The organism is Parasphingorhabdus sp., from assembly GCF_036964675.1.
GTDB lineage: Bacteria > Pseudomonadota > Alphaproteobacteria > Sphingomonadales > Sphingomonadaceae > Parasphingorhabdus.
Map to the genome: position 1 here is coordinate 1 of NZ_JBALTF010000042.1, position 24,875 is coordinate 24,875.

The following is a 24,875-nucleotide window of genomic DNA, read 5'->3' on the forward strand; positions in this document are numbered from 1 at the left end:
CTGCAGTAGCGCGGGGTGCAGTCGGTGGTGATCGCGAGGCCCTTGTTGGTACCGTGCACGCGCACCACCGCGGCATCGCCGCCGGAGCGTTGCGCGGTGTCTGCGCCGACCTGGCTGTCATATTGTTCCCAGATCCAGCGGCGCGAGGCAAGCGCAGGGCTGGCCATCATTTTCAGCAAATCGGCGCCGATGTCGGCGCTCTCGGGGATATCGCCGAGCGGCTGGATATTGATATGGGCGGCATATTCCTCGCGGGTCAGATGCGGCCGATCATAGAGCGGCGCATCGTCGGCGAGTGGTCCGAGCGGAATATCGCAGACGGTTTCGCCCTTGTGCGTCAGCACCATCCGGCGGCTGTCGGTTACTTCGCCGATCACCGCGAAATCAAGCTCCCATTTGGTAAAAATCGCCTCGGCCATTTCCTCGCGGCCGGGTTTGAGGACCATCAACATGCGTTCCTGCGACTCGCTGAGCATCATCTCATAAGCGGTCATTTCGGTTTCACGGCACGGCACCTTGTCCATGTCGAGAATGATGCCGACTTCGCCGTTGGTTGCCATTTCAACCGCGGAGCTGGTCAGACCCGCCGCGCCCATGTCCTGAATCGCGACAATCGCATCGCTGGCCATCAGTTCGAGACAGGCCTCGATCAAAAGCTTTTCAACGAAGGGATCGCCGACCTGCACGGTCGGGCGTTTTTCCTCGATATCGTCGCCGAAATCGGCGCTCGCCATGGTCGCGCCGTGGATGCCGTCGCGGCCGGTTTTGGAGCCGACATAGACGATCGGGTTGCCGACGCCGGAGGCGGCCGAGTAGAAAATCTTGTCGGCGTCAGCCACGCCGACGGTCATCGCATTGACGATGATATTGCCGTCATAGGCCGGATCGAAATTGGTCTCGCCGCCAACGGTCGGCACGCCAACGCAATTGCCATAGCCACCAATGCCGGCAACCACGCCCTTGACCAGATGCTTCATCTTCGGATGGTCGGGCCGCCCGAAGCGCAGCGCGTTGAGATTCGCAACCGGCCGCGCGCCCATGGTGAACACGTCGCGCAAGATACCGCCGACGCCGGTCGCTGCGCCCTGATAGGGTTCGATATAGGAGGGATGGTTGTGGCTCTCCATCTTGAAGATCGCCGCCTGACCGTCGCCGATATCAATGACGCCGGCATTTTCGCCGGGGCCGCAAATTACCTGCGGGCCGGTGGTGGGGAGCTTCTTGAGATGCAGGCGCGATGACTTGTAGGAACAATGTTCCGACCACATGACCGAGAAGATACCGAGTTCGGTAATATTCGGCTCGCGGCCAAGCGCGTTTAATATGCGCTGATATTCCTCCGCGTTGAGGCCATGCTCGCGCACGGTTTCGGTGGAGATAAGGGGCTCTGCAATCAGCGTGTCTGTGGTCATGCAGACCCTTTAACGAGGCGGGACAATTTCGCCTAGAGGGAATTGATGTTTCGTGGCGCTGCTTTATGGGTTGGTGTCAGTGCCCCCGCGAAGGCGGGGGTCCATCTCCAGAGCTAGCGTCTGGACGAAATGGCGGGAGATGGGCTCCTGCCTCCGCAGGAGCACGTTTGCATGTCCAAGACCATTGAACTGATTTTCGATTTTGTCAGCCCCAACGCCTATCTTATCTGGCAGCCGCTCAACGACCTGGCCGAAAAACATGGCGCGACCATCGAAATCACCCCGGTCTTCCTCGGCGGCATGCACAAGCTGACCGGCAACGCGCCGCCCTTCGTCCGCGATGCGGAAGTGAAGGGCAAGAACGACTATGCGATGCTGGAGATGAACCGGTTCATTAAAAAGCACGGCCTGACCAAGTTCCGGATGAACCCGAAATTCCCGTTCAACACGATCACCCTGCAGCGGATGCTGGTCGCGTTGGAACCCGAAAAACGCGCCGGGTTTATTGCAATGCTTCTACCCGCCATTTGGGAACAGGGGCTGGACGTGACCGATAGCGAAACGCTTGGCAAAATATTACAGGATGGCGGATTCGATGTGCAGGAGCTGGTCACGAAGACCCAGGACCCGGCGATCAAACAGGCATTGATCGACAATACCGAAAATGCGGTCGAGCGCGGCGCCTTTGGCATCCCGACCATGTACGTCGATGGCGAGATGTATTTCGGCAAAGAACGGCTGGATCAGATTGAAGAGCAGCTTTCCTCTTGAAATCCCCCTGCAATGATATTTGTACCATCGATGAACCAAGCGGACTGTGCGTGGGCTGCGGGCGTAGCTTGTCGGAAATCGGCGAATGGGGCTCAGCTTCACCGAATCGGAAGCGTGAGATATTTTCCTTGCTGCCGGAAAGAATGCAGGCGCTGGCCAAAAGTCGAAGGCTTGATTCCCGGGGGCGTTAAGCCTTCACGAATTTCAACACCAGATAGGCGGTCAGGGCTGCTGTCACGCCGGTAGCAAATGTGCCCCAGGCAATGTCATAGAGGGTGATCTTGGTTGACCAGACTTTCAGTACTGCCTGGCTGGTCAGGTCATAGGTGGCATAAGCGATCCCGCCGAACAAGGCGCCGTTGAGCAAGGCGGTGGTCCATTGACCGCTGGCCAGCGCCGGCTTGATCCCGAACCAGACGATGCCGAACAGATAGATTGCATAGAATATCATCGCTGGAGCCTTGCGAAACTCATCCGCCATAATCTCGCCGATGACCGGCCGGTATAAGGTCCCCGCCATATTGCTGAGCCACAGAAAATCGAGAATGCCGAAGATGAGGGCGGCGATGAAATAGGCGGCGATATATTGAGTCATAACTGTCTCTTCTATGATATTCGGTCGTCGCGGCTTGCCGATCAGACCTGCTTTAACAAGCGCGTCTTGCCAACCAGAAATGCGACGAGGGAGGCGACCGCAAAGGCGATCAGGGCGGTTATCATCATGCCCATAGTCGCAGTCTCGGGTTCCGGAGCAAACCAGTTAACGACCTGAAAAACGCCTAGCAATATGGCCAAAAGAACTAAGACGAATTTGGAGCTGGGTGCAATGGGACGGGTGCGCGCGACGAAAAAAGCCAGCGCGCCAAAGGTGATCGCCAGTTCCAGCGGCATCTCGATCATCGGATAGTTCCACAGAGCAAAGCCCAGTTTCGGCGGTGAACCGGCGAGCGTCAGGTCCGGTGCATGGACCAGCAGGTCGAGAAACCAGTGCGACAGCACGACGAGGCCGCCGATCATCGCGCCGATTCTGTTGCCGGTAAACAGCCAGATCAGCAGCGCAAAACCGCCAGCCCAGACCGCGCTGCCCAGCAGGCTATGGGTATAGGGCATATCATAGAGGTCGAGCGGAACCATTTTGGTAATCCCCGGCGTGATGCGAAATTTTTCTATGCCGGCCAGCGCGAGGCCGAAAAATCCGAAATCCAAAAGCTGACCGGCAACAAACAAGGTGCCAAGCCCCGGTGCCTTGGGATGGGTTGCCGCAACCATGGCAGGCGCGAAATGACCGATGAACATATTTTTCTCCCCCTAGTCGCGGCAAGGCTACACTCGGCTGCGCAATAAGTGAAGCTGCGCTCTTGACCGCGCGGGAAAGCGTCTTCATTGAATTTTACCATGAGTGAAACCGAAGAAGATCTTTCTGCACTGAATTTTGAGGACGCGCTGAAGCGCCTTGAAGATATCGTCCGCAAACTCGAAAGCGGCGACGTGCCGCTCGACCAGTCGATTGCGCTCTACAGCGAGGGTGAAAAACTGCGCGGCCTGTGCCAGCAACGGCTGGAAGCGGCGCAAGCCAAGATCGAGAAAATCACGCTCGATCGCGATGGCAAGCCGCAAGCCACTGTGCCCTTTGACGCGGACTGAGCCAGTGCCGGCCAACAATAATTCGGATCTTTTGCGGGAGATGGGGCGGGTCGCCACTGCCATCGATCGACAGTTTGATGTGCTTTTGCCGGTCCCGGACGATGCGCGTCGCGAATTATATGAGGCGATGCGCCATGCCGCGATCGGCGGCGGCAAACGGCTGCGGCCGGTGCTGGTGATGGCGACGGCCAGACTATTCAATGTCGATGAATCCTGCGCCATCCGGGCCGCAACCGCGGTTGAGGCGCTGCATGTCTATTCGCTGATCCATGATGATCTGCCCTGCATGGATGATGATGATCTGCGCCGGGGCAAGCCGACCACCCATATCGCATTTGGTGAAGCGACTGCGGTTCTCGCTGGCGATGCGCTGCATGCGCTGGCCTTTGGCTTGCTGGCCGACGAACGCACCCATCATGATCCTTTCGTGCGCGCAGAAATGACCGCCTGCCTCGCCAAAGCTGCCGGTCCTGCTGGCATGGCTGGAGGCCAGATGATGGATCTGGTGGCGGAAAAATCCACCTTTGATTTGCAGACCGTGACCAGGCTCCAGCAGCTTAAAACCGGTGCACTGATTGCCGCCTGCGTTGAAATTGGAGCGATCCTCGGGCGGGTGGCCAACGAAGGCCGCACGAGCCTGCGCGGTTACGCCCATGATCTGGGCCTCGCGTTCCAGATTGCCGATGACATATTGGACGTCGAAGGCGACGAGGAAAAGGCCGGCAAAGCGCTGCACAAGGATGCGGATGCCGGCAAGGAGACATTTCTGAGTCTGATGGGACTGGATCGGGCAAAAGAGCAGGCGCAGATGCTGGTCGATCAGGCCGTATCGCATCTGAGCAGCTATGGCGAAGAAGCGGATCTGCTTCGCGCCATCGCCGAATATACAATCGCAAGAGACCGCTAGTCGGGGGGAACAAGACATGAGAATCGGCGTTTATCCGGGGACTTTTGATCCTATTACATTGGGGCATATGGACATCATCCGGCGCGGCATGCGTCTGGTCGACAAGCTGGTGATCGGCGTGACCACCAACCCGTCGAAATCGCCAATGTTTACCGACGAAGAGCGGCTGGAGATGGTCCGCCGGGAAACCGCCGATCTCGGCGATGGTGTGGAAGTGGTCGGTTTCAACATGCTGCTGATGAAATTTGCCGAAAAACAGGGTGCCGGCGTGATTGTTCGCGGTCTGCGCGCCGTGGCCGACTTTGAATATGAATATCAGATGGCGGGCATGAACCAGCAGCTCAACGGCGATATTGAAACGGTATTTTTGATGGCCGATGTCTCGCTGCAGCCGATTGCCTCGCGGCTGGTCAAGGAAATTGCCATGTTCGGTGGCGAGATCCACAAGTTCGTCACGCCGCCGGTAGCAGACGAAATTACCGCAAGGGTGCAAAAGATTGGCCTCAAGGGCGATCAATAGCCGTCACCAGCAATTCATTGCAGTGAAAGGTAGAATCGTTCAAAGGCTGTTTGCCTTTCCATCCCGCAATACCGAATTGAGTATGCCATGCTGCGTAAATATTTTCTGACCCTTTCTGCCTTGTTTCTGGTTTCTTTTCCTGCGCATGCGCAGGAGGTGGCAGAACAGACGCCGGCACCTGCGTCGGTTCCCGCTGAAGAGAATATCCTGAACCTTGATCTGTCCACCGGTGGCCGGGTGACGATCCAGCTATTCTCGGCGCTTGCCCCCAATCATGTCGAACGGATCAAGACGCTGACGCGACAGGGCTTTTATGACGGCATTATCTTTCACCGGGTGATTGAAGGATTCATGGCGCAGACCGGCGATCCCACCGGCACCGGAACCGGCGGCTCGGAACTGCCCGACCTGAAAGCAGAATTTGGTCAGTTTCCGCATGTGCGGGGGGTCGTCTCGATGGCGCGGGCCGAAGGCGAAGACAGCGCCAACAGTCAGTTCTTCATCCTCTTCTATCCCCGCTTCTCGCTCGACGGAAAATATACGGCTTTCGGCCGCGTCACCTCCGGGATGGAATATGTGGACATGATCCGCCGCGGCGAACCGCCGATGAATCCCAGCCGGATATTGCAGGCATCGATCGCTGCCGACAACAAGCCACCGGTCTTGCCGGGTGCCGATGCAGGCCCGTCCGAAGCGCCCATTTCGCTGGATGACCTGAACGCACCGATCAATCCCTAGCTCGGCCTGTGCGCGTTGATCTTTTCGACTTTGCGCTGCCGCAGGAGCTAATCGCGCTGCGACCAGCGGTTCCGCGCGATAGCGCGAAACTGCTAAAGGCCGACGGCAGCCGGATATCCGACCATATCGTCAGCGAATTGCCGCAACTGCTCGGGCCAAAGGATATATTGGTGTTCAACGACACCAAGGTCATCCCCGCACAGCTGACCGGAACGCGCGGTGACGCCAAGATCGGGGCGACGTTGCACAAGCGGTTGGACCTTCGCCGCTGGCAGGCGTTCATTCGCAATGCGAAGCGGCTGCGGGTTGGCGAGACCGTTGATTTCGGGATGAACGTATCGGCCGAAGCAGAAGCAAAGCTCGACGATGGCAGTTTCATTCTCCGCTTCCTGGGCGAGGAACCGGTTGAACTGCTGCTTGAACGCGCGGGCACCATGCCGCTGCCGCCCTATATCGCCAGCAAACGGGCGATCGATGCGCGCGATGCCGATGATTATCAGACGATGTTTGCCCGGGAAAAGGGCGCAGTGGCGGCGCCCACGGCGGCGCTGCATTTCACCGATGGCCTGTTGGCCGCGCTGGTCGCGGCGGGCGTCGGCAATGAAACGCTGACCCTGCATGTCGGGGCAGGGACGTTTCTGCCAGTCAAGGTCGACGAAACCGACGATCACCAGATGCACAGCGAGTGGGGGCGGATTGACGCTGAAACCGCCGATCGCCTGAATGCTGCGCGAAAAGCGGGCGGCCGGGTGATTGCGGTGGGCACCACCAGCCTGCGCCTGCTCGAAAGCGCAACCGGAGAGGATGGTATCATCCGGCCGTTTGAAGGCGATACCGATATTTTTATCACGCCCGGTTACAAGTTCCGCGCGATCGACGGCCTGATGACCAATTTCCACTTGCCCAAATCCACCCTGTTCATGCTGGTCAGCGCGCTGATGGGGCTGGAGACGATGCAGGCGGTTTACGCCCATGCGATCGCCGGGGACTATCGCTTTTACAGCTATGGCGATTCCAGCCTGTTGCTGCCGGAACGATAGGAAGGGGCTGGCCTTGTTGCTAGTGGAATGCAAAGCCGAATCAGGGCATGAACGTGCCGAATTATAAAAGTTTCGAAATGGAGAGATGACAATGGATAGCTATGAGCAGAATTACATCAATGGCCAATGGGTTGATTCCATCGGAGGCACGCCGCATCAGGTCATCAATCCGGCAACCGAGGAGCCGGGCACCAAAATCGTTCTGGGTACCAAGGCCGATGTCGATGCAGCCGTTGCCGCCGCGAAAGCGGCGTTCAAAAGCTTCAGCCAGACTTCGCGCGAAGAGCGGGTAGCCTTGCTCGAGCGGATCATTGAAGAATATAAAAAGCGCATGCCCGATATTGCCGCCTCTCTGGCGGTCGAGATGGGCGCTCCGATCAGCCTGGGCAATGCCGCGCAAGCGCCAGCCGGCCTCGGCGGCTTCATGGGCACGCTGGAAGCGTTGAAGAATTTCGAGTTTTCCGAAAAAGTCGGTCCGAATATCATCCTATATGAACCCATTGGTGTGGTTGGCATGATCACCCCATGGAACTGGCCTTTGAATCAGATCACGTTGAAAGTGGCCCCGGCTTTGGCGGGTGGCAATACGATGGTGTTGAAGCCATCCGAAGAATGTCCCGGCAGCGCCGCCATTCTCGCCGAAGTCATGGATGCAGCGGGCGTTCCGCCGGGCGTATTCAATCTGGTGCAGGGTGACGGACCAACCGTGGGTGCGGCGATTTCTTCGCATCCCGATGTCGACATGGTAAGTTTCACAGGCTCGACCCGTGCCGGCATATTGGTGGCAAAAGCCGCTGCCGATACGGTCAAGCGCGTGCATCAGGAACTTGGCGGAAAATCGCCCAATCTGGTATTGCCCGGTGCCAAGCTGGAGGAAGTCTTGCCGCCAACTATTGCCGGAGTGATGGTCAACAGCGGCCAAAGCTGCATCGCGCCAACCCGCGTATTGGTGCACAAAGACCAGAACAGCGAGGCGATCGCCGTGGTCAAGAATATCGTCGAGAGTCAGCAAGTGGGCGACCCGACCGTCGAAGGCGGACATCTGGGGCCGGTTGTGAACAAGGCGCAATATGGCAAGATTCAGGACCTGATCCAGTCCGCGATTGACGAGGGTGCGACGCTGGAAACCGGCGGCACCGACCTGCCGACCAATGTCAATCGGGGCTATTATATCAAGCCGACGCTGTTCAGCGGCGTGACGCCCAATATGCGGATCGCCAAGGAAGAGATATTCGGGCCCGTGGTGACGCTGATGAGCTACGATAATCTCGACGAGGCGATCGAGATTGCCAATGATACGGAATATGGTCTCTCTGCGGTCATATCCGGCGATCCGGCTGCCGCGGCTGCCGTCGCCCCGCAATTGAAAGCCGGCATGGTCATCATCAACAATTGGGGACCGGCTCCGGGCCTGCCATTTGGCGGTTACAAGCAGTCCGGCAACGGCCGCGAGGGTGGTGTCTATGGTCTGAGAGATTTTATGGAAATGAAATCGGTTAGCGGCTTGCCGTCCTAAGCGGCAGCTTCGCTCGCAGCATTGATATTGCTGCGTGAAACAATAAAAGGGCGGCTCAATCGAGCCGCCCTTTGCAATTCATGTCCTGGAAGGCTTAGCCCTCAACAGGAGCCGCTGCCGGAGCAACTGGAGGATCATTGTCGGCCACTTCGGTGAGTGATCCGCCGATTGATTCGCATTTGCCGGCGTCGGTATATTTCCAGGCATTGCCCTGATAGTCGAGGACCGCGGTACCGGCACAGCTGGTGCCTTCGCCAGCGGCGCAGTCATTTTTACCCGCCTTGGCGATGCCAAAGCATTTTTCTTTTTCCGCTGCGGTGACTTCGGTCACCTTGCTGCTGGTTGTTTCCGCGCCTTCGCTGGTGGCTTCGCTGGTTCCGCCGGAACAGGCGGAAAGAGCGGCTGCGGCGATCAATGCGGTTGCCGCTGCACCAAGTTTCGTAGCTTTCGTCATGAGATTCTCCCGATTTAGGTCTTTGAAATTCTGCTGCCATCCTGCACAGCTAATGGCTTATTCGAACAGGGCAGGCCAATGGTTACACAATCATCACAAGAAGATAAATTTGAACCCGTCAAATCCGCTAACACAATCATGTCCGGACATTTGAGTGGCTGAGCGCTTTTCCTTTTCCATCGCCGCCACCGACGGCAAGGCCCGCACCGGCACAATCAACATGATGCGCGGTGAAATCCGCACGCCTGCGTTCATGCCGGTGGGGACGGCGGCCACGGTCAAGGCGATGAAGCCAGAGAGCGTGCGCGCGACCGGAGCCGATATCATTCTCGGCAATACCTATCATCTGATGCTGCGGCCCGGAGCGGAGCGGGTGGCGCGTCTCGGCGGTCTGCACAAGTTCATGAACTGGGATCGGCCGATCCTGACCGACAGCGGTGGCTATCAGGTGATGAGCCTGTCGGAACTGACCAAATTGAGCGAGGACGGGGTGGAATTCCAGAGCCACCTTGATGGTTCGCGCCATATGCTGACCCCGGAACGGTCGATGGAAATCCAGCGGCTGCTGGGCAGCGATATCGTCATGGCGTTTGACGAATGCACCAAGAATGGCGCGACGCGCGAGGAGGCGCAGGCCTCGATGGAGCGCTCGATGCGCTGGGCAAAGCGGTCGCGCGACGGTTTTGACAGCGGCGAGGATCATGCGCCGAAAGCGGCTTTGTTCGGGATCCAGCAGGGGTCACTGGACAAGGAAATGCGCGCGGCCTCGGCTGAGGCGCTGATCGAAATCGGTTTTGACGGCTATGCGATTGGCGGTCTGGCGGTCGGCGAAGGGCAGGAGGCGATGTTTGATGTGCTCGATTATGCGCCAGGACAATTGCCCGCTGACAAGCCGCGCTATCTGATGGGCGTGGGTAAGCCCGATGATCTGGTCGGCGCGGTCGAGCGCGGCGTCGATATGTTCGACTGCGTGCTGCCAAGCCGGTCCGGCCGCAACGGTCAGGCGTTTACCGCGCGGGGCGCGATCAATATCCGCAACGCCAAATTTGCCGAGGATCTGGCACCGCTCGACGAAACCTGCGGATGTTCGGTGTGTAAAAGCTACAGCCGGGCCTATTTGCACCATCTGATCCGGGCGAAAGAGATATTGGGCGCGATGCTGATGACCGAGCATAATATTGCATATTATCAATCGCTGATGGCGGGCATGCGAGCGGCGATTGCAGACGGAAGTTTCGCTGATTTTGCCAAAAAATTCCGCAGCGCCTATCTGAACCCATGATCACTGGACTGCCGGCAAGAACGACCCTGCAAGATGCGCTGCAACGCGCGCGCGAAAACGCGCCCTATCTTGCCATGGCGATGCAGGTTCTGCCGGAACTGACCGATCTGCTCGCCGCCGAAAATCTTGATGCAGCGCTGGAATATAGTCGCAGCGCGGGAGCCGGCGCCGAGAATGTCCGGCAAAAATTGCGGCGGGAAAAGCGGGCTCTTGCTCTGACCCTGGCGATCGGTGATCTGGCCGGGCGACTGTCCCTGACCGATGTCATCACGCGATTGTCGGATTTTGCCGACCGGGCGCTGGATGAGGCGCTCGCCGATATTTATGCAACCCGCTATCCCGACGCGCCGCTGGAGGGCTTTGCCATCATCGGGCTGGGCAAGCACGGGAGCCACGAACTCAACTATTCGTCGGATATCGATCCGATCTTCATCTATGATCCGGACAAAATCCCGGTGCGCGGCAAGGAAGATCCCAGTGATGCGGCGCGGCGGATCGGACAGCAGCTGGTCGAGGCGCTCAACAGCCGCGACGCCGATGGCTATGTTTTCCGGGTCGACATGCGGCTCAGGCCATCGCCGGAAGTGAGCCCGGTGGCGCTGCCGGTCGAAGCGGCGATCAGTTATTATGAATCGAGCGCGCTGGCTTGGGAACAGGCGGCCTATATCCGTTCGCGTGCTGCCGCAGGCGATCAGATATTGGGACGCTATTTTCTCGAAACGATCAATCCATTCATCTGGCGCCGGTCGCTGGATTACGGGGCGATCCGGAATATCGGGTCGGTCACCGCGCAAATCCGCGACCATTATGCGGCGGGGCAGAAATTCGGACCCGGTTTTGACCTGAAACGGGGGCGTGGAGGAATTCGGGAAACGGAATTTTACGCCCAGATGCACCAGCTTATTTTTGGCGGCCGGCAGCCGGACTTGCGGGTGCCGGCGACGCGCGATGCGCTGGCAGCGCTGGCTAAGGCCGGCCGGATTGATGGCGACAAGGCGACAGTGCTGAGCGAGTCCTATGAATTATACCGGGTGATCGAGCACCGGTTGCAGATGGTCAATGACCAGCAGACCCACAGCTTGCCCGATGACATGGCGGCGCTCGACCGGGTGGCTCGCCTGCACGGACTGGAAAGCGGTCAGAAATTGCTCGATCTGCTCGCTCCGCATGTGGATGCGGTCGGCAATATTTATGATGATCTGATCGAACCGGAGGATAGCGCGCGCTTGCCGGCGGACGAGGAGAAACTGGTCGCCGTATTGGCGGAGAAAAACCTGTCAGAAGCAGACGCTTTCCTGCAGGCGATCAAGCGCTGGCGGAGCGGCAAGGTGACGGCTTTGCGGTCCGCGGCGGCGCAGGAATCCTTCGAAGCGATCTTGCCCGATCTGGTCGACGCGATTGCGACGGCACCCAATCCGGCAAAGGCGCTGGCGCGGCTGGACAGTCTGATCGACAAATTGCCGACCGCGATCAATTTTTTCCGGATATTGGAAGCGCGGCCCGGCCTGCTCGAAAAGCTCGGCCAGATTCTCAGCCATGCGCCGGTGCTCGCCGATGCGCTGTCGCGGCGGGCGGAGCTGTTCGATGGCCTGATTGATGCGACCGCGCTGGACCTGCCGCCGTCGGTAGCAGAGCTGGCGAGACAATTTTCCCGCACCGAACCGGGCGATGATTATCAGATGTTGCTCGACCGGGTGCGCGCCCGGGTTGGCGAAAAACGCTTTGCTCTCGGCGTCCAGCTTATCGAAGGCCGGCATGATGCACTGGAAATTTCCGCCGGCTATGCCCGGGTTGCCGAAGCGGCGATTCAGGTGCTCACCGACGCGACCATCGCCGAGTTTGAGGCGGTGCACGGCAAAATTGCCGATGGCAGGCTGCTGATATTGGCGCTGGGCCGTTTGGGTGGGGCGGCCTTGACCCATGCCTCGGACCTCGACCTTATTTTCCTGTTCTCCGGCGACCATAGTGCCGATTCCGATGGCAAGCGTCCGTTGGGCGGCACGCAATATTTCAACCGGCTGACCGCGCGGATCGTGACGGCGCTGTCGGTGCCGACCGCTGCCGGTCCGCTCTATGAGGTGGACACAAGGCTGCGGCCATCGGGGACACAGGGGCCGCTGGCGGTGACCCTGGAGAGTTTCTACAAATATCAGCGGGAAAGTGCCTGGACCTGGGAGCATATGGCCCTGACCCGGGCGCGACCGGTTTATGGCGATGAAGACTTGCGTGAGCTGTTGCAGGAAGAGATTCGCAATATCTTGCGGAAGGAACGCGAGCCGGAGGAACTGCGCAAGGCGGTGCGGAAAATGCGCCTGGATATTGTCGAACATAAACCGCCCAAAGGGCCGCTCGACACCAAGTTGATGGAAGGCGGGCTGGTCGACTGGGAGTTCATCATCCATTTCCTGCAGTTGAAAACCGGTGAAGCGCTGCATCCGCAACTGGGCAAGGCGGTCCGTGCTCTGGTCGCCGCCGGCCATCTCGGCGAGGATATGGTGACGGCGCACGAATTGATGACGCGCTTGCTGGTGGCCTTGCGGCTGATGTCGCCGGATTGCGACTATCCGCCGGAAACCAGCCGCGCCTTGATCGCCAAAGCGGCTGGACAGGAGAGCTGGGATGCCCTTCTGGACGGCTATGATCAGGCACGGCAATGCGTTATTGACGAGTGGAACCGGCACCTGCGGCCGGACCCCGATGAAATATTAGGAGATATAGAATGATCGATGTGGGCGACAAAATCCCGGACATGGAACTGGCGGCGCCGGATGGCAGCCCGGTGAAAATTTCCGACTATGCCGGCAAAAAGCTGGTGCTGTTCTTTTACCCGAAAGCCAGCACACCGGGCTGCACGACCGAGTCGAAGGATTTCTCGGCGCTGTTGCCGGAATTCGCAAAAGCCGGTGCAGCCGTTTTGGGCATGTCCGCCGATTCGCCGAAAAGGCAGCAGAATTTCATCACCAAGCAGGAATTGACCGTCGATATAGCATCTGACGAAAGCACCGCTTTTCTAGAGAAAATCGGCGTCTGGGCGGAAAAGCAAATGTACGGCAAGACCTATATGGGGATTATCCGTTCGACATTTCTGATCGGACCTGACGGCACGGTGCTGAAAGCCTGGCCGAAAGTGAAGGTCAAGGGGCACGCGGAAGAGGTTCTGGCTGCGGTGCAGGCGGCATAGACCCGTCGCAATGACCGAACAGGCCAGTGCAGGCGCAGCGGTGCTGCGCGTGCTGCAAACCGCCGATCCGACCGCCAAGGTGATGGCCGCGCGCCAGGCCGCGCGGCAATGGCGGCTGGGGCGGCTTGCCCATGAATTCAGTGATACCATGCCGGATATGCCGGCGCGGCCCGAGCATCCGGTCCTGATGCGCCCCCGTGACATGCCGCGGCGGGGCAAGGGGACTTCGGTGCCTAGACGGATTGCGCTGATTCACGCGCTCGCCCATATCGAATTTGTCGCGATTGATCTCGCCTTCGACATGATCGGCCGGTTCGGATCGCAATTTCCAAGAGAATTTACCGACGACTGGATGCGAGTCGGTTCGGAAGAATCGATGCATTTTGACCTGCTCGACCGGCGACTGCGCGAGATGGGCAGTTTTTATGGCGCACACCCCGCCCATGATGGTCTTTGGGACAGCGCAAAAGACACTGCCCATGATGTTTCTGCGCGTCTGGCCATTGTTCCGATGGTGCTCGAAGCGCGTGGTCTGGACGTCACTTTGGAGACCGTGGAGCGTTTCAAACAACAGGGTGACCATCTGACGGTAAAGGTTTTGAGTCGAATCTATCGGGATGAAATCAACCATGTTTTTTTTGGAACAAAATGGTTCGAATTTGTCTGCAGGAGACAGGATCAGCCTCCACATGACCATTGGAAGCAGCTGGTAAAAACCCATATCAAAGGCGGCCTGAAGCCACCTTTCAACGACTCAGCCCGCCGGGCAGCCGGTCTGACCCAAGAATATTATTATGGTATTGAATAATTAGGCCGAATGAATTTACACCCGTAATCGATGAACGGGGGCGAAAGTTTCGCCAAAAAATTCAAGCCATGGATTGCATGGGTCGCTAGTAAAGGTTCGATCATTTTATGACCGAAAACATAATAGTTTTATTCCGAAAATCTGTGAGCAAGATCACAGCCATTGCAATCCTTGGTTCAGCAATGATTTTTTCCACCGCCGCATCTGCGGAAGCAGCAGACTCCAGCATCCCGGTTGATGTTCTCAAAAGTCAGGCAGCAGAAAGCGCCCTTGGCGAAGCGGATCCGGCTTTCAGGATGATTTTCAAAAATTGGGCCGGTCAGGGCAAGCAGGAAGAGGTCAAATTGACCATTCCTTCGCGCAAGCCGGTAAAAGACTTCACACTGACCAGTTCTTATGGTTTCCGCGCCGATCCCTTCAAGGGGCGCCGCGCCAATCACAAAGGCCTTGATATGGCCGGACCAATCGGCACACCCATTTATGCGACAGCCGACGGCATTGTTGGGCGGGCGCAATGGCTGGGCGGCTATGGCAATTATGTTGAGATCAACCATGGCAACGGAATCCAGACCCGTTATGGCCACATGTCCCGGCTCAACGTTGATTCCAATGCCCGCGTCAAAAGCGGCGACCTGATCGGCTTCATGGGCTCTACCGGCCGTTCCACTGGCAGCCACCTTCATTATGAAGTGCGGATCGCCGGCGAAGCGGTCAATCCCATTCCATTCATGCAGTCCAATGATTTTCTGATTGCACAGAAGCTGAATTCTGGCGTTGCATTGGGCGGCCCAGCCGAATAAGACGAATTTTCCACCTTTGGGAGAGGGTGCATCAAGGAGCGGTTTGAGCTTAAGGCTTGCCGCTCCTTTTGATTCTCCCTATCTAGGGATCATGAACCAAGCTCTCGCAACGATCGAACAGGATATTATCCTCACCCCCAATGCCGCGAAACGCGTGGCCGCTATTGCCGAAAAACAGGGCAAGGCGGCGATATTGCGGCTGGCCGTTGAAGGCGGAGGCTGCTCCGGCTTCCAATATCGCTTCGGCCTCGCTGACAATATCGAAACGGATGATGTCACGGTCGAAGAATCGGGGGTTACCCTGGTTGTTGACGAAATCAGTCTTGATCTGGTGCGTGGCAGCGCCGTTGATTTTGTCGAGTCGCTGGGCGGCAGCGCCTTTCAGGTGACCAATCCCAATGCGGCTTCGGGTTGTGGTTGCGGCTCCAGCTTTTCCGTTTGATCGCTTTGTAGCCGTCGGTTAGCACGGCGCTTGTCGAAGTGCGCTCACGGTCTTGAGGCATATTTCGACAGGCTCATACCAACGGAAAGACGCTGATAATGCGCATCGCAAGCTTCAATATCAATGGCATCAAGGCGCGCTTGCCGCGCCTGCTGGAATGGCTGGAAGAAACCAAGCCTGATGTTGCATGTCTGCAGGAAATCAAGACGCAGGACGAGGGCTTCCCGGCCGATAAATTCGAAGAAATTGGCTATGGCGCGATCTGGCACGGGCAAAAGAGCTTCAATGGCGTGGCGATATTGGCGCGCGATCAGGTACCCGAAGAGATCAAGCGTGGCCTGGATGGCGAACCGGAAGATGAGCATAGCCGCTATATTGAAGCCAATGTCAGCAGCAAAGATGGTTTGAAAGTTCGGGTCGCCAGTATCTATCTGCCGAACGGTAACCCCCATCCCGGACCCAAATTTGATTTCAAGCTGCGCTGGATGAAGCGCCTGCGCGAACGCGCCGCCGAAATCTGGGAGGAAGAAGTGCCGGCGGTGCTGGCCGGCGATTATAATGTCATCCCGCGCGACAATGATGTTTATTCGGTCAAGGCGATGCAGGATGATGCGCTGATGCAGCCGGAAAGCCGTGAGGGCTACCGGCGGATTTTAAACGACGGCTGGACCGATGCGCTGGGCGTGACCTATCCGGCGGGCAATATCTGGACCTATTGGGATTATCGCAGCGGCGGCTGGCAGCGTGATCAGGGGTTCCGCATCGATCATCTGCTGCTCAGCCCGCTGGCGGCCGACAGTCTTAAAAACTGCGGCGTCGACAAGGAGCATCGGGGTCGGGAGAAAGCCAGCGATCATACGCCAGCATGGGTGGATCTGGATATCTGACCGGCCATTGGTGATTGATCACGGTTTCGCGGTGGTGATCGCCTTCTCGTAAATCAGATATTCCCGGTTTATGGTCGCTTTAATCGCCTCGGCAATTGCCACCATTCCCTGATTATCTTCCAATATCCAGCCGATTTCGCCGCGCTTTGTACCAAAATGCAGCTTTGCATCGCGGCGGATATATTCGATCAGCATGAACGCCATCTGGCTGGCCAACCGGCTGTTTTGCAGCTCCTTTTTGACTCCCATCAGCGGCACGCGCATCGAATGCGATTTGGGGAATTTTAGCCACCAAAGCAGTTTCGCCCAGCCAAAAGGCCAAAGCGAACCATTCATGGTCTTGATTGCTTCGTTCATGTCCGGAAGCGTCATCATGAATGCGACCGGCTCCCCTTCCAGTTCGGCAATCCGGATCAGATCTTCATGGACGATCGGTTTCAGGCTTTTGCCGGCATGATCGATTTCGTGATCGGTCATCGGAACAAACCCCCAATTGCCCGACCATGCGTCATTCAGGAGATTCATGATGATCGCCGCATCGCGGTCAAAATTTTTCTTGTCGACCCGGCGGATATTGAGCCTCTTGTTGCGCTCGCCCGAGGCGACGATTCGTTTGACCAGTTCAGGGAAACCATCTTCTACGGGCAGGTCATAGGTCACGAGGCGCTTGGCGACACTATAGCCCAAATTCTCGATCCAGCCCTGATAGTCTGCGTTGTGATGCCCCATCATGATCATCGGACTATGGTCATGCCCCTTGGTCAGGAGCCCGGGTTCTTCCCAGACCGACATGCTGAGCGGCGCAAGAACGCGGGTCATGCCCTGATCTTTTAGCCAGGCTTCGGCGGCATGGATCAAGGCGTGCATGGTCGCTTCATCGCTTGCTTCCATCAGGCCCCAATTGCCCGTGCCAGGACCCATGCCCTGTTCTGGCGGCTGTGCCAGCGCCAGTTCGTCGATATGCGCGCTGATCCGTCCAACCACCTGTCCCTGTTTCAGGGCCAGAAAAAATTGCACTCGGGCATGTTCGAAAAACGGGTTCTTGCCGGGCGTGATCAGTTTGGCGACTTCGGACCGCAGCGGCGGAACCCAATGTGGGTCATCGGCATTGAGCCGATAGGCAATGTCGATAAACTGCTTGGTCTGGGCCTTGGTAGTTACCGGCTGTATCACTATATCCTGACCGGCCACCATATCTTGTCCTTCTATATTTGCGGCTGGCTGTGGCGTTAATTGTGGCGCAATGTCAAGGGCAGGCGCGCCATTGCGGTCTTGTCCTTGCCATGTTGTCGCCACGATATGTTGCTCTAGGCCATCTAACGATTATGCAGGTGTTTATGAATTCGACAACCATCTCTCCGAAAAATACACCGAAGGCAGCGGCTGACTCGCGCACGAATTCTGGGTCTGTGCCGGTTCCAGAGGATGTTGAGCTGATCCGCACTGCGGCCAAGGTGACGCGCGATCTCAATAGCCCCAAGCCGGCCATCTATTGGGCTGATTTCCTGGCATCGGTGGCTGTCGGCTACGGATCGCTTGCCGGTGCAATCTTCAGTCAATCCACGGGAATCGCCATTTTTCTAAGCCTGATTGCTGTTCTCGCCCTGTACCGGGCAGGTAGCTTCATTCACGAATTGACCCATGTTCGCCGCAATGCGCTGCCCGGCTTTCATTTCGCCTGGAATGCGCTGTTTGGCGTACCGATGCTGATCCCGTCCTTCATGTATGAGGGCATTCACAGCATTCATCACCGGACCAAGAAATATGGTACGGTCGAAGACCCTGAATATTTGCCGCTGGCGCTGATGAAGCCATGGTCGGTTCCCTTGTTCGTGATCGTCGCTGCGCTGGCGCCGGTAGCGCTGCTGTTCCGCTATGCGATCCTGTCACCGCTTTCCGCAATCATTCCGCCGCTGCGCAGAATCGTGGTGGAGCGCTATTCCGGTCTGATCATCAATCCCGATTTTCGCCGCAAACCGCCCGAGGGCGATCTGAAGCGGCGCTGGCTGGCCTGCGAAATCGGGGCCAGCCTATGGGCCATTGCTCTGCTGGCGATGGTCGCGACCGGCGTCATACCGATGCGCGCTTTCCTGATATTTCTGGGCGTTTTGTCCGGCAGCGTCATATTGAACCAGATCCGTACTTTGGTCGCGCATCTGTGGGAGAATGACGGTCACGAGATGAGCGTTACCGCGCAATATCTCGACAGCGTCAACGTACCGCCGCCAGCGACTTTGCCCGCTTTATGGGCGCCGGTGGGACTGCGCTATCACGCGCTGCACCACCTGCTGCCTGGCGTTCCTTATCATAGCCTCGGCGAAGCGCACCGGCGTCTGGTGGCGGAATTGCCGGCGGAGTCCAATTTCTACCGGGCAGATCATGACAGTCTCTGGGCGTTGATCATGGGACTGGTGCGGGGCAGCGCCGGAAGAAACTGATTCAGCTATTCCTCGGTCCGGATCAGTACGGTTTCGCCAATCAGGAAAAATAGCATGAACGGAGCCCAGGCTGCCAATAAAACTGGATAAGCGCCAATATTGCCCATCGCCAGCGCGAAATTGTCGGCCACGAAATAGGCAAAGCCGAGCGCCATGCCGATCACGGCCCTGAGGAACAGCTGTCCAGACCGGGCCAGGCCGAATGCGGCGACGGCGCCCAGCAACGGCATCAGGATCGACGACATCGGCCCGGAAATCTTGTGCCACCAGCCGGCCTTGAGGCTCATCGTCGGGCGGCCGGCACGCTCAAGCTCTGCAATGGTCGTGTGCAAGGCAAAAATCGACAGGCTGTCCGCGTTGACATTGCTCAGGGTGAACTGGTCCGGCTGGATCGAATTGCCGATCACCAACGCGGCTTTCTTTTCTTCGGTTCCGGTACTGACATCGAACTGGGTCACATTGCTGAGCAACCAGCCGGTTCCGGTGAATCGGGCCTGATCCCCTTGCATCAGACTTTTCAGTCCATTTTCGGTGCGATTGTAGATCGTGATGTCCTGCAATACGACCTGGTCACCACGGCCGGTTACCGTCCGTGCGTTGATCAGATTATTGCCATCCTTGACCCAGACGTTGGTGCGTATGTTGCTCTCTGCCGGAATCGGACCAAATTCGACCTTCTCCCATTGCGTCAAACGGGCGGTTGATGGCGCGACAAGCGTTTCGTTGAATATGAAGGAAACCAGTGCAACGCCCATGCTGGCGACAATCAATGGGGCCAGAATCTGGTGCGCGGACAGTCCGCCCGCCTTCATCGAGATGACTTCGCTATTCTGGTTCAGCGTCGCCAGCGTGATGATGGTTCCCAGCAGCACCGAAAAGGGTAGAAAACGGGCCACGAGTTGCGGGGCCCGCAATGAGACATAGGTCCAGAGCTCTGCTTCGCCATTGCCGGCATGGGCCAGAATCTTGCCGCTCTCGCCGAGCAGATCGAGCGCTTGCAGCACCAGCACCAGCAGCGCCAGCACCGCCAGAGTGCGGATGATGAACATTTTCGCCATGTAGATGGCCAGTGTCCGGGAAGGGAAAAAGTCCATGTCCGGCTATTCCTTCATCAACGCGCGTTTGCGATTGAAATTGAGCAAGCCCTTGAAGACACCGCCGAATTTCGAAAATGCTTTTTCCAACGCCCCGATCGGCTGACCACCGGGAACATGGGCGGCGACATGATACATCCACATGATCAACGCCGCGAACAGGCAGAAGGGCAGCCACAGGGCGATGATCGGGTCAACCAGGCCCAAGGCCCCGATATCCTCGCCATATTCGTTGACCTTGTGATAGGTCACGATCATCACGATCGATAGAAAGACGCCAAGCGCCGAACTGGAGCGTTTCGGCGGAACCGCCAGCGCAACCGCCAGCAATGGCATCAGCAGCATCATCACCACCTCGACCATGCGGAAATGGAAATTGGAGCGGCTTTCGTTGCGCTCGGTTACTGGCCGTTTTTCATCCAGGCCGACCCGCACGAGTTCCGGTATCGTATATTCCAGATTTTTGCCGCCCCGCGATCGGAAAGATTCAATTTTGGGCAAATCAATCGGCAAGTCATGATTGCTGAAACTCAATATCCGCGGCTTCTCGTAGTTCGGGGCATCATGGACCAGCACGCCGTCGGTCAGGCGCAAGATGATCGTATCGGGATCGTCGGTTGCCAGAAATTGACCATTTTTCGCCGTGACCGAGACGGTCTGGCCCTTTTTGTTTTCGGCGCGGACGAACATCCCGCTCAATTTGGTGCCATTGTCCCGGCTTTCCTCGATCCGCAGGGTCATCCGGCTGCCCAAATTGGTAAATTCGCCGACCTTGATCGAGGCGCCAAGCGCGCCCGACCGCAATTCGAAGCGCAGTTCTTCATAATAATAGCGGGACAGGGGCTGAATGAATCCGACCAAGGCGAGATTGACCAGCATCAGCGCCACCGCAAACATATAGGGCACCCGCAGCAGACGCCCGTAGCCCTGGCCAACGGCGCGGAAAACATCCAGCTCCGAGCTGAGCGCGAGCTGTCGGAAGGCCAGCAATATGCCGAGCAGCAAACCTATCGGTATGCCCAGCGAGAGATATTCGGGGATCAGGTTAGCCAGCATTCGCCAAACCACGCTGACGGGGCCGCCTTCTGCCGCGACAAAATCAAACAGACGCAGCATTTTTTCCAGCACCAGCAGCATGGCGGCAATCACCAGCGTGCTGAATAGCGGCAGTGCGATCAATTTTGCCAGATAGCGATCGGTGGACGTCAGCAGTTTCAACTTGTTGTCTCCCTCTCACCATGTTTTCGCCGCAAATCAAATCCATAGCAATAAGCGGATCGGGGGCTGATTCTTGTCCGTGTCTGAGTATTGGCGCGGGTATAACGACTAGGAGTAACTACGTCATGTTGAAATTTGCGGCATCCATCGCATTAACGACCACTATTTTGCTATCCTCTGCTCCAGCATTTGCTGGTGGCCGCGAGATACCCAATGACATGCGCCCGTGTCGGTCGGGCAACGGCCCTGCTGTAAAGGTGGAAATAGAAGGCCTGAAGGAAGCAACCGGAAAGCTGCGGGTACAAAGCTACCGCGGCACCAAGGACGAATGGCTGAAAAGTGGTGCCTGGTTGTCTCGCATCGAAGTCCCTGTCAGCGCTAAAAACATGACTTTCTGCCTACCGTTCAGTCAAGCGGGTGAATATGCGATTGCTGTGCGCCATGATCTTAACGGTAACGGCAAAACCGATATTACCAGCGACGGCGGCGGCATGTCGAACAATCCAAGCATCAACATCTTCAACCTTGGCAAGCCTAGCTACAAGAAAACCAAATTTGCGATCGGCAATGAGGTCAAATCCATCCGCATCACCATGAAATATATGTGATGCACCGCGCACACGGGACAATTTAGGGCTATTTGATGGCAAATGTCGCACTTCTCTCCAATCCGAATTCAACCGGAAATCGGGCGATTTTGCCAGAAGTGCGGTCTTATTGCGTCAAGAACAGCGATGTGTTTCACTATGAAGTGGATCATGTCGATGAAATCGCCAAGGCCTTGGAAACCATTGCCCGGGTGAAGCCGAAAGTGCTGGTCATCAACGGTGGCGACGGGACGGTGCAGGCGACGCTGACCGAATTATATCAGGGCGGTCATTTCGGTGATAACCCGCCGCCCGTGGCGGTGCTGCCCAATGGCAAGACCAATTTGATCGCTCTCGATCTCGGATCCGAAGGCAATCCGCTCAAGGCGCTGGAGCGGATTGTCGAACTGGCCAAGCATGATTTGCACGAACATCTGGTCGATCGCGAGCTGATCGCGCTTTCCGATGGTGGCAAGGATAGCAAGGTCGTGCTCGGGATGTTTCTGGGCGGAGCCGGCCTGTCGGAATTCATTCTCTATTGCCGTCACAAAATCTACCCGCTGGGATTGCCCAACGCTGCAGCGCATGTGTTGACGGTTTTTGCCGCGCTGGCATCGGTGCTGTTCGGCATAAGGGGAAAATTCCTGCCCAATCGGTCGCAGCCAATCAAGATATCGCTGATCCGGGACGGCCAGTTTCAGGGCAATTTTGCGGTGCTGATCGTTACCACGCTGGAGCGGCTGTTGCTGATGAAGCGATCGATGCGGAACCAGAATGCGATTGGCCGGATGCAGTTTCTGGCGATCGATCAGCGCGCCGGTGCTATCGTTCGTTTTCTGCTTTCGGTAATTTTTGGCCGACTGGGCAAAAATGTGCAGAAGGGCATTCATCTGGAACGCGGAGACATGATTCGGATCGAAGGTGAGGGCAGCAATGTGCTGATGGACGGTGAACTATTCTGCGCCCTGCCAGGCCATCCGATCGTGCTGAAATCAACCAAGCCTGTATCCTTCCTTCGGCTCGCTGCTTGAGCTAGGACGTTTCGCGTGAGCGAACTCAAGTCATATATTGCACAGGAACTGGCGCAATCCGTTGACCCGCGGGTTGCGGCTTTTGCTGCGTCGATTACCGCGCAATATGGCGAGGCATCGCGGGCGGTGCTATTCTATGGCTCCTGCCTGCGGACAACCGAGCTCGACGGGCAGATGCTCGATTTCTACCTGATCGTTTCAAGCTATGAGGCGGCTTACGGGAAAAGCTGGCTGGTGGGTGCGAACAAGCGGCTGCCACCCAATGTGTTCCCGGCAGAACATGGCGGACTGGTCGCCAAGGTGGCGGTGCTCAGCGAGAAAGATTTTCACCGGCTGAACCGGATCGGCGCCAGCGCGGTCAGCGTATGGGCGCGATTTGCGCAACCGTCCCGGCTGGTCTGGCACGCGGATGAGGCGGCCCAGACGCAGGCGATTGAGGCGATTGCCGGCGCTGCGGTCACCTTGTTCGACATGACCTTTCCGATGATGGATATTGATACAGAATATACGGTTGAGGATCTCTGGAAACGCGGCTTTGAACTGACCTATGGCGCGGAGTTGCGGGCCGAGCGCAAGGAACGTTCCGATTCGGTCGTCGATTCCGATCCCGAACGCTATGCGCGATTTGGACCCGCCGTTGTGGCGGCGATTGCCGAACGGGAAGAAGCGCGGGACCGCAATCTCAAAATTGTCGCCTCTCGCGCCGCAGTCGAAAAAAGATGGCGGCAATTGCGGCGCAATGGCAAGATTTTGACCCTCGCCAGGCTTGCCAAGGCATCCGCCACTTATGCCGGTGGCATCGATTATCTGGCGTGGAAGATCAACCGCCATGCCGGGACCGACTATGTGATCAAGCCCTGGCAACGCAAATGGCCGATCCTGGGCGCGCTGGTGATGCTGCCGCGGTTGATCATGGGCGGGGCGATCAAGTGAGATCACCATCTAAATGACTTCGTCATCCTGAACTCGTTTCAGGACCCCAGGCGTCTGAACCGTATGATGGTGGCAAGAGTGACGAGGTCCTGAAACGAGTTCAGGATGACGAGATGCTACCGATCCTTGTAATCCGGTTTGCGCTTGGCGAAAAATGCCTTGGCCGCCTCGCGGCTGTCCTCGGTCATCGAAAGCATCACCTGCTGCCGGTCTTCGATGGCAAGCGCCGCTTCAAAACTCTGCGCATCGATATTGCGGTTCAGGGCATCTTTGGACAGGCGCAGGCCCATTGGCGCGGTGTCGAGCATTTCCTCGGCCAGTGACAGGCCGGTCGAAAGCAATTTGTCTTCCTCGACAACGTCACTGATCAGGCCATGTTTTTCGGCGCGTTCGGCGTGGATGAAGCGACCGGTCAGGATCAGCTCCGACGCAATCGAGGCGCCGACCATGCGCGGCAGGAAATAGCTGGATCCCATGTCACAGCCGCCGAGGCCGATCTTGATATAGGCCGCATTCATTTTGAGCGACGGCGCGCCAAAGCGGACGTCGCTGGCGAGCAGCAGCGAGAAGCCGCCACCGCAGGCTGCGCCCTGGGCCAGCGCGATAATCGGCTGCGGGCATTGCCGCATCAGCTGCATGACAGTGGCGATCGAGCGCTGGGTGTTCCAGACATGCTGGACCTGTCCGCGCGAGCCATCATTCTTCCAGCCACCGATATCGAGACCGGCACAAAATGCCCGGCCTCTGGCGCGGAGCAGGACAACACGAATGTCGAGGCGTTTTTGCAGTCCGCGAAAATAATCCTGCAGCGCGAAGATCATGTCTTCATTCATCGTGTTGAGTTTGTCCGGGCGGTTGAGTGAAAGAATTTCAATTGCGCCGCGTTGTTCGATGTGGATGGAATTGGTCATGGCTGTTTTCCGCTATTGACAAATTGTATGTAGTTACATATTTGTAGTTACAAATGGAGTGGCGCTGGGATCAACGCAAGGCGGTTGCCAACAAGGCGAAACATGGCGTTTCGTTCGAACTGGCAGCTCTGGTTTTTGCTGATCCCCTGCACCTAAGTCAACCGGACTCCCATCCCGATGGCGACCGCTGGCAAACAATCGGTCGGGTCAGCTCCGCGACGCTTTTGGTGGTGCATACCTTTTTCGATGATGAAAACGGCG

28 protein-coding genes are annotated in these 24,875 nt (G+C 57.5%); 20 read left to right on the top strand and 8 right to left on the bottom strand.

Translation table 11 applies throughout. The features are described 5' to 3' along the window. The coding region (purL, locus tag V7665_RS08775) for a phosphoribosylformylglycinamidine synthase subunit PurL (RefSeq protein WP_335664159.1) at positions 1-1,412 on the bottom strand (1,412 nt) is incomplete at its 3' end. A gap of 171 nt (positions 1,413-1,583) precedes the next feature. Here purL and V7665_RS08780 point away from each other — a divergent pair. Together V7665_RS08780 and V7665_RS08785 are read left to right on the top strand one after the other, a co-directional pair. Continuing rightward, entirely contained in the window at positions 1,584-2,183 is a 600-nt protein-coding gene (locus V7665_RS08780) for a 2-hydroxychromene-2-carboxylate isomerase (protein WP_335664160.1), read from the top strand. Next, entirely contained in the window at positions 2,180-2,374 is a 195-nt protein-coding gene (locus V7665_RS08785) for a DUF1289 domain-containing protein (protein ID WP_335664161.1), read from the top strand. The genes V7665_RS08780 and V7665_RS08785 overlap by 4 nt, the downstream gene beginning before the upstream one ends. Here the strand turns inward: V7665_RS08785 and V7665_RS08790 are convergent. Both V7665_RS08790 and V7665_RS08795 read right to left on the bottom strand, forming a co-directional pair. Beyond that, the gene (locus tag V7665_RS08790; protein ID WP_335664162.1) at positions 2,371-2,778 is read right to left on the bottom strand and encodes a DUF2177 family protein; all 408 of its coding nucleotides are present in this window, start codon (positions 2,776-2,778) and stop codon (positions 2,371-2,373) included. The two genes, V7665_RS08785 and V7665_RS08790, sit on opposite strands and share 4 nt — an antisense overlap. A gap of 41 nt (positions 2,779-2,819) precedes the next feature. Beyond that, positions 2,820-3,479 carry a hypothetical protein gene (locus V7665_RS08795; protein ID WP_335664163.1) on the bottom strand — a complete coding sequence of 220 codons (660 nt, stop codon included), beginning with the start codon at positions 3,477-3,479 and terminating at the stop codon, positions 2,820-2,822. A 99-nt stretch (positions 3,480-3,578) separates the two neighbouring features. On the opposite strand from V7665_RS08795, the gene V7665_RS08800 reads away from it, so the two are divergent. The 6 genes from V7665_RS08800 to V7665_RS08825 all read left to right on the top strand — a co-directional run bounded on the left by V7665_RS08800 (position 3,579) and on the right by V7665_RS08825 (position 8,548). Next, positions 3,579-3,827 carry an exodeoxyribonuclease VII small subunit gene (locus tag V7665_RS08800; protein ID WP_335664164.1) on the top strand — a complete coding sequence of 83 codons (249 nt, stop codon included), beginning with the start codon at positions 3,579-3,581 and terminating at the stop codon, positions 3,825-3,827. A gap of 40 nt (positions 3,828-3,867) precedes the next feature. Next, the gene (locus V7665_RS08805; RefSeq protein WP_335664184.1) at positions 3,868-4,734 is read left to right on the top strand and encodes a polyprenyl synthetase family protein; all 867 of its coding nucleotides are present in this window, start codon (positions 3,868-3,870) and stop codon (positions 4,732-4,734) included. Positions 4,735-4,750: 16 nt separating this feature from the next. After that, positions 4,751-5,254, top strand: a complete 504-nt coding sequence (coaD, locus tag V7665_RS08810; RefSeq protein WP_335664165.1) for a pantetheine-phosphate adenylyltransferase — start codon at positions 4,751-4,753, stop codon at positions 5,252-5,254. Positions 5,255-5,341: 87 nt separating this feature from the next. After that, positions 5,342-5,992, top strand: a complete 651-nt coding sequence (locus V7665_RS08815; RefSeq protein ID WP_335664166.1) for a peptidylprolyl isomerase — start codon at positions 5,342-5,344, stop codon at positions 5,990-5,992. Positions 5,993-6,000: 8 nt separating this feature from the next. Continuing rightward, positions 6,001-7,032 (top strand): tRNA preQ1(34) S-adenosylmethionine ribosyltransferase-isomerase QueA, encoded by a 1,032-nt coding sequence (queA, locus tag V7665_RS08820; RefSeq protein WP_335664167.1) that lies wholly within the window; start codon positions 6,001-6,003, stop codon positions 7,030-7,032. Positions 7,033-7,123: 91 nt separating this feature from the next. Beyond that, positions 7,124-8,548 (top strand): aldehyde dehydrogenase family protein, encoded by a 1,425-nt coding sequence (locus tag V7665_RS08825; RefSeq protein ID WP_335664168.1) that lies wholly within the window; start codon positions 7,124-7,126, stop codon positions 8,546-8,548. A gap of 94 nt (positions 8,549-8,642) precedes the next feature. Here V7665_RS08825 and V7665_RS08830 read toward each other — a convergent pair whose 3' ends face one another. Beyond that, entirely contained in the window at positions 8,643-9,002 is a 360-nt protein-coding gene (locus tag V7665_RS08830) for a BufA1 family periplasmic bufferin-type metallophore (RefSeq protein ID WP_335664169.1), read from the bottom strand. A 154-nt stretch (positions 9,003-9,156) separates the two neighbouring features. On the opposite strand from V7665_RS08830, the gene tgt reads away from it, so the two are divergent. From tgt to xth, 7 genes are all read left to right on the top strand, one after another. Beyond that, the gene (gene tgt / locus V7665_RS08835) at positions 9,157-10,284 is read left to right on the top strand and encodes a tRNA guanosine(34) transglycosylase Tgt (RefSeq protein ID WP_335664170.1); all 1,128 of its coding nucleotides are present in this window, start codon (positions 9,157-9,159) and stop codon (positions 10,282-10,284) included. Continuing rightward, the gene (locus V7665_RS08840) at positions 10,281-13,007 is read left to right on the top strand and encodes a bifunctional [glutamine synthetase] adenylyltransferase/[glutamine synthetase]-adenylyl-L-tyrosine phosphorylase (protein ID WP_335664171.1); all 2,727 of its coding nucleotides are present in this window, start codon (positions 10,281-10,283) and stop codon (positions 13,005-13,007) included. The genes tgt and V7665_RS08840 overlap by 4 nt, the downstream gene beginning before the upstream one ends. Continuing rightward, positions 13,004-13,465, top strand: coding sequence for a peroxiredoxin (locus V7665_RS08845; RefSeq protein WP_335664172.1), 462 nt, complete (start codon positions 13,004-13,006; stop codon positions 13,463-13,465). The genes V7665_RS08840 and V7665_RS08845 overlap by 4 nt, the downstream gene beginning before the upstream one ends. A 10-nt stretch (positions 13,466-13,475) precedes the next feature. After that, positions 13,476-14,273: a ferritin-like domain-containing protein gene (locus tag V7665_RS08850; RefSeq protein ID WP_335664173.1), complete on the top strand. Its 798-nt coding sequence runs from the start codon at positions 13,476-13,478 to the stop codon at positions 14,271-14,273. A 182-nt stretch (positions 14,274-14,455) separates the two neighbouring features. Further along, on the top strand, positions 14,456-15,073 hold the full coding sequence (locus V7665_RS08855; RefSeq protein WP_335664174.1) for a M23 family metallopeptidase: 618 nt from the start codon (positions 14,456-14,458) through the stop codon (positions 15,071-15,073). A 91-nt stretch (positions 15,074-15,164) separates the two neighbouring features. Next, entirely contained in the window at positions 15,165-15,515 is a 351-nt protein-coding gene (erpA, locus tag V7665_RS08860) for an iron-sulfur cluster insertion protein ErpA (protein ID WP_335664175.1), read from the top strand. A 98-nt stretch (positions 15,516-15,613) separates the two neighbouring features. Then, positions 15,614-16,402, top strand: coding sequence for an exodeoxyribonuclease III (gene xth, locus V7665_RS08865; RefSeq protein WP_335664176.1), 789 nt, complete (start codon positions 15,614-15,616; stop codon positions 16,400-16,402). Positions 16,403-16,420: 18 nt separating this feature from the next. Here xth and V7665_RS08870 read toward each other — a convergent pair whose 3' ends face one another. Then, positions 16,421-17,593: an N-acetyltransferase gene (locus tag V7665_RS08870; protein WP_335664185.1), complete on the bottom strand. Its 1,173-nt coding sequence runs from the start codon at positions 17,591-17,593 to the stop codon at positions 16,421-16,423. 146 nt (positions 17,594-17,739) lie between these two features. Between V7665_RS08870 and V7665_RS08875 the strand changes: the two genes are divergently transcribed. After that, the gene (locus V7665_RS08875; RefSeq protein ID WP_335664177.1) at positions 17,740-18,840 is read left to right on the top strand and encodes a fatty acid desaturase family protein; all 1,101 of its coding nucleotides are present in this window, start codon (positions 17,740-17,742) and stop codon (positions 18,838-18,840) included. 5 nt (positions 18,841-18,845) lie between these two features. On the opposite strand, the gene lptG is transcribed toward V7665_RS08875, so the two are convergent. Further along, entirely contained in the window at positions 18,846-19,934 is a 1,089-nt protein-coding gene (lptG, locus tag V7665_RS08880) for an LPS export ABC transporter permease LptG (protein ID WP_335664178.1), read from the bottom strand. Positions 19,935-19,940: 6 nt separating this feature from the next. Beyond that, positions 19,941-21,146 carry an LPS export ABC transporter permease LptF gene (gene lptF, locus V7665_RS08885; RefSeq protein ID WP_335664186.1) on the bottom strand — a complete coding sequence of 402 codons (1,206 nt, stop codon included), beginning with the start codon at positions 21,144-21,146 and terminating at the stop codon, positions 19,941-19,943. A gap of 131 nt (positions 21,147-21,277) precedes the next feature. On the opposite strand from lptF, the gene V7665_RS08890 reads away from it, so the two are divergent. Genes V7665_RS08890 through V7665_RS08900 form a run of 3 tightly spaced genes read left to right on the top strand, consistent with a single transcriptional unit; the run spans position 21,278 to position 23,703 of the window. Continuing rightward, entirely contained in the window at positions 21,278-21,760 is a 483-nt protein-coding gene (locus tag V7665_RS08890; protein WP_335664179.1) for a DUF2141 domain-containing protein, read from the top strand. 35 nt (positions 21,761-21,795) lie between these two features. Continuing rightward, positions 21,796-22,770, top strand: coding sequence for a diacylglycerol/lipid kinase family protein (locus V7665_RS08895; RefSeq protein ID WP_335664180.1), 975 nt, complete (start codon positions 21,796-21,798; stop codon positions 22,768-22,770). Between the two features lie 15 nt (positions 22,771-22,785). After that, positions 22,786-23,703, top strand: coding sequence for a hypothetical protein (locus V7665_RS08900; protein WP_335664181.1), 918 nt, complete (start codon positions 22,786-22,788; stop codon positions 23,701-23,703). 116 nt (positions 23,704-23,819) lie between these two features. Here the strand turns inward: V7665_RS08900 and V7665_RS08905 are convergent, their stop codons facing one another. After that, a complete protein-coding gene (locus V7665_RS08905; RefSeq protein WP_335664182.1) occupies positions 23,820-24,614 on the bottom strand; it encodes an enoyl-CoA hydratase/isomerase family protein in 795 nt (264 codons plus the stop codon). A gap of 53 nt (positions 24,615-24,667) precedes the next feature. On the opposite strand from V7665_RS08905, the gene V7665_RS08910 reads away from it, so the two are divergent. Beyond that, positions 24,668-24,875 (top strand): BrnT family toxin (locus V7665_RS08910; RefSeq protein ID WP_335664183.1); only part of this gene is annotated, 208 nt, incomplete at its 3' end.